Origin of the sequence: Globicatella sp. HMSC072A10, from assembly GCF_001811625.1 — a bacterium.
GTDB lineage: Bacteria > Bacillota > Bacilli > Lactobacillales > Aerococcaceae > Globicatella > Globicatella sanguinis.
The window spans coordinates 1-4,679 of sequence record NZ_KV805675.1; the positions used below are offsets into that span (position 1 = coordinate 1).

Sequence of the window (4,679 nt, forward strand, 5' to 3'; positions counted from 1 at the left end):
TTATTTATGCTACGTATTACGGGAACTTAGGTAATAAGGTTAAGTTAGCAGGGCTTATCACATCATCTTGACAAAAATCCAAAATAAAAATCCCATTGACTGCCTTAACAATCAATGGGACGTTAATCATGTGGTTTTACCCAAACCTTAATAATCTGCCGATTATCTTCAGTCACTTAACGCGTGATTACGACCTTAACTACTCTTCTATATAAGTCTCATAGTAGTTCATCAAGATTCCGATGAAGGGTCTTTTCTTAGTGATCGAAGATGTTGCACTAACCCTTCTCTCTATAAACAACTCAAATAAGTCACACGGTCTTCATTATTAAATAACTTATAATTCCTTATTTATATCATTAAAAGATTAAAGATGCAGGAGTTAGCCAAACGTTATAAAAATTTATTAATAACCTGAAGTTTTTACGCGTAAGAGAGGTTGGAATGAACGCGTTAGGAAAATTAATACAATAATACAGCAAAGTGTTTCGGATAGAAACGCTCCCCCATTGACTAGGAATGAGTATACATATGGACTTTGACCTTCAGGTGCATAAGACCCCCAGAATGATACCCCCGCAATAAAGTGGACGATATAACGAGCTAATGATCCCACAATTGTCGCCATGGAAGCTATCCCCCATTGTTTCACACGATTTGTTGGTTCTTCTTTTAATATTTTTTGCATATAAGGTGCAAAGAAACCAGCGAAACCAATGACTGCAAAAGCGACAAAATATTCAACTACAAATTGTACTAACGTTAATACATACGCATTACCGGTAATGTATTGGAGTAATCCCCATAAAAATCCACCCAAGCAACCTGCCAATGTACCACGACGTAAAGCAAGAATAATAATTGGAATCATCTTGACAGAAACCTTAAAACTCCATGATGGCGAAGGAATCATCAAATCAATAAGTAGTGCTAAAGCGGCACAGATCGTAATCTCAATCAACGTTTGTGTCTTAATTTTTGACATAAAAAAACTCCTTTTCTTAACCAACACAAAAAAGGAGTTAAACATCTTGACGCAAGCATTACCTTGATCCAATAAAGGGTATAATCTCAGCCAATATGGCACCCCTTGTTTATGTTGAAATCTATATTTTAATAATGATTCTAACAAAAATAATGAAAAAAGTAAAATTAAATTTACAAACCAATTACTTTCAACTTTTTATAACTTGGAAGGTTGCAATAGGCATAAAAATTCCTAACAACATTACAAATGCTAATAGGACTTATTTTCAAAAAGTAATAGCAGGGAGTGGGCATCAAACAAGTCATTAAGACTCAGTTTGATGCCACTCAACCACTGCGCTTTGAATTAAATAGATATGCCTGAACAGAATTTAAAAAATTTTTGCCCACTCCCGATAAAGGCGACTATTAAGTAAACCATTAATGACCTTATAAATTGTTTGAAAGACCGGTGTTCTTTTAAAAATTTCGCTTGAACGATCGCTATTTTGAACAGCTTCATTAACATTGGGCAATGCCACTATCAATCGCTTTGAAGTGTTGCGTAATTTCTTCAAATTGTTGCAAATTCACTGATGGAGCTTTATTTTCTTGCATCAACTGGTCTAAGAACTCAGGCCTCATATCAGGTCGATTTAAATCATTTGTTTTTATCTTGAAGTTGATGAGATATTTAAGTAATTGAAAAACTAGAGAAGTTGATAGGAATAATATTTAATAGAAGAAAAATAACACAACTGATAAAATAAAGGATTTTCCCAACAGCAAAATTTTGGTGGTTGCCTAAAATGAAAAGGAAAAATAAATAGATAATTGTGAACATTCCAATAAATCTTAATCCGTGTCAAACTAAGATAGCAAAGACGTATGACAGCTATCAAGATTTCCAAAAATGGAAACGGACGAAACTAGAGGATGGGCATGTTATAACAGTTGAAAAATAAGAGAGTTGTAAAATCATATTGCTAGAGACATGGTATGTAGCTCTCTTTTATTGTATAATTTGGGTGTTGAAATTTTGATAAAACTAGAATTTTGATTAATGGTAATGAATGGGTAAATAGTTAAAGAGTGAGGTAATTATAAAACCATGTTACCTGGTGGTTTTACTAAAACAAGCAAAGTAATTACTGAATTGTCGTTTACAAATACGAAAGTTACTGTTATATATGAATCACAAGATGTTATTAATGTTTCGTAGGATAGTCTTATTGTAAAATTGAAGACAATAATCTATTTGATAATATTAATTCAATGACTACTTTGGGGTTGAAACATATTACTAAGGATATTGAATAAATTATATGTTAAGTGATAAGAGAAAAGTAAAGGATAAACTTGCACAGATGACATTGTCATAAAAGTTAAGTATTAATATAAAAGGTACAGTGTATGAAGGAGTGAAATACGGAAATGATGGAAACAGAACGTTTAATCATTAGAGTTCCTACTTATGATGATTTTGATGAATTATATTCAGTTCATGCCAATCCCGAAACGAATGTTTTTAATCCAGGATGGGAAAAACCAAGCAAAGAAGAATATATGAAAACTTTAAATTCAATGATTGATCATCATAAAAAGAATGGATTTGGTTACTATTCTTTAATAGATAAAGATGATAATCAAGTTTTTGGCTTGTGCGGTTTAAGGTTTACGACCATAAATGATAAAAAATATTTGAATTTGTATTATAGAATAGCTCCTTCGAAAATGAGAAAAGGATTTGTTAAAGAAGCAGCGATGAAAATAATTGAAACTATCACGACTGAACTAAACAATGAATATCAAGTAGTCGCGTTAACTTTAGATGAGAATATACCTTCAAGAAAAACAGCAGAATCATTAGGTTTAAAATATAATAAAGATTTTGATAATATAGACGGAGAAGGAAACGTATATTACTTTAGATAGGAAAAATTGTAAAACGAAATGTATTGAATGGCATTTTTCTTGTTGAATCATGTTTTGGATAGCGATTTGCTTGTAAATAGTAGAGTAGTTTTTATAAAATAAGTGCTAGGAACGGATTAAACTGATGACATTTTATAGTCAATATGATGGTGATATTTACTTATAAAAAGGTATGGCTCTCGGCATTTTCCTGCTAGCAAAATATCAGAAAATTTATTTGGATTAGATTGGATAGAGGTTGAGAGATAACCGGAGTTGATTATAAGGGATATTTAATGAAGACGTGGTTTATTTTAGTAAAGTTTTGCGATTAATCATTTAAACTCCTTATTCCAAAGACTCACTTTATGACATCCTGTCTTCACGGCACACAACGAATCAGATTTTTTCTTGGAGAGGACGAGACATGGGTTGTTCACCCATATACCCAGAAGGTAAGTAGGTAGCACTAGAATTTAAGGATAGGAAAGGGATGATATTGATGTCAAGAGAAACAGAAAATATTTTTAGACAGTTAGAAGTTTTTCTAGAACAACATGCGGATGAATATGAAAGTATTGATGAGGCGATTAATGATTATGTAGCTCGTTTTAATGATGGGTTGATTGATGAACTAGAAGATGATACTAGCAGAGTTTTGGAGTTGTTGGATGAAGCAATGGTAAGTGATGATGCTGATGAGCGCTTAGCACTTTTAGAAGAGGCAAATCAGTTGGAACCAGACAACTTAGATATTTATTGTGCTTTATGTTTTGAACGTTATGATGATATAGAAGCTGTTTCATTGATTGAAGAAAAGACAAAAGAATACTTGAAAACCCATCGTCGATTTATCAAAGAGGCTTCTTATGCGGGAGTTGAAAATCGTCCTTATTTTCGTGCCCGCAGATTATTGTTAGATTTCTATAAGGAACAATTGCTTTTTGGAAAAGCTCAAGACATAGCGAGGGAAATCTTACGATTTAATCCGAATGATAATTTGGGTGTTCGTTATAGTTTGATGGCGATTTATGTTCTATCTTTCCAACCTACAAAAGCGCGAATCTTTTTCAAAAAAGATTCAATGTATCAAAAGGACGATCAAATGTTATTTTACTTGGCAGTCAGCTTGATTCTTGAAGGAGACCTTAATTATGCCGAACGGATTATTCAGAAGTTATTGGAGATTAATCCTACAATCACTCAATTTTTCGTAACAAAAGAATTTAACAGTTTGCTGGTTTATGAATCGTTGCCGTTTGAATCTTATCAGTTCAATTCAGAAAGGTCACTTGCGATTGCTTTTAATGAGGTATTGAGTTTATTTCAGCATTCTGTATTTTTATATCGGACTTTCCAAAAAATATTAGAAAAAATTAATCCTGAATATTATCAACAATATTATGCTGAAAAATCAAATGGGATCGCCTTATACAGAGAATCTTATAAATTAGCTGGCACTGGAATCTTTACGAATATTGATAGCAGATATGTTCGTTCGCTATTATCAGAGGGGTTGCGGACGCTAGAGGACTTCCAAACCATAACAGAACATGAAGTTTTAGCGATTGAGGGAATCGGAAAAACAACAGTGAAGAAACTAAGAGACAATGGTGTTACTTTTAAAGGAGAATAGAAAATAATGATAAGCTCGTTTGCCGGTGGGTAGACGGGTTTTTGTTATCATCAAAAATGAGCCAGTAGTTACGAGAGAATGTAAGCAATTCATTGAAACGAAAAAATTGCGGTGGTTCAAAATACTTTAACTTTTTGATTGTCAAATTAAGCTAGAATTTTTT

3 protein-coding genes and 1 riboswitch are annotated in these 4,679 nt (G+C 32.7%); of the genes, 2 read left to right on the forward strand and 1 reads right to left on the reverse strand.

What is annotated here, in order from left to right; all coding sequences use genetic code 11:
* Positions 1–406 precede the first annotated feature (406 nt).
* Positions 407–985: an energy-coupled thiamine transporter ThiT gene (gene thiT / locus HMPREF2811_RS03610; protein WP_071408146.1), complete on the reverse strand. Its 579-nt coding sequence runs from the start codon at positions 983–985 to the stop codon at positions 407–409.
* 27 nt (positions 986–1,012) lie between these two features.
* A riboswitch (TPP riboswitch) is annotated at positions 1,013–1,101 on the reverse strand.
* Positions 1,102–2,400: 1,299 nt separating this feature from the next.
* Here thiT and HMPREF2811_RS03615 point away from each other — a divergent pair.
* Both HMPREF2811_RS03615 and HMPREF2811_RS03620 read left to right on the forward strand, forming a co-directional pair.
* Positions 2,401–2,901, forward strand: coding sequence for a GNAT family N-acetyltransferase (locus HMPREF2811_RS03615; protein ID WP_071408147.1), 501 nt, complete (start codon positions 2,401–2,403; stop codon positions 2,899–2,901).
* A 481-nt stretch (positions 2,902–3,382) separates the two neighbouring features.
* Complete coding sequence (locus tag HMPREF2811_RS03620) at positions 3,383–4,516, forward strand: helix-hairpin-helix domain-containing protein (RefSeq protein WP_071408148.1); 1,134 nt, start codon at positions 3,383–3,385, stop codon at positions 4,514–4,516.
* The last annotated feature ends 163 nt before the right edge of the window (positions 4,517–4,679 follow it).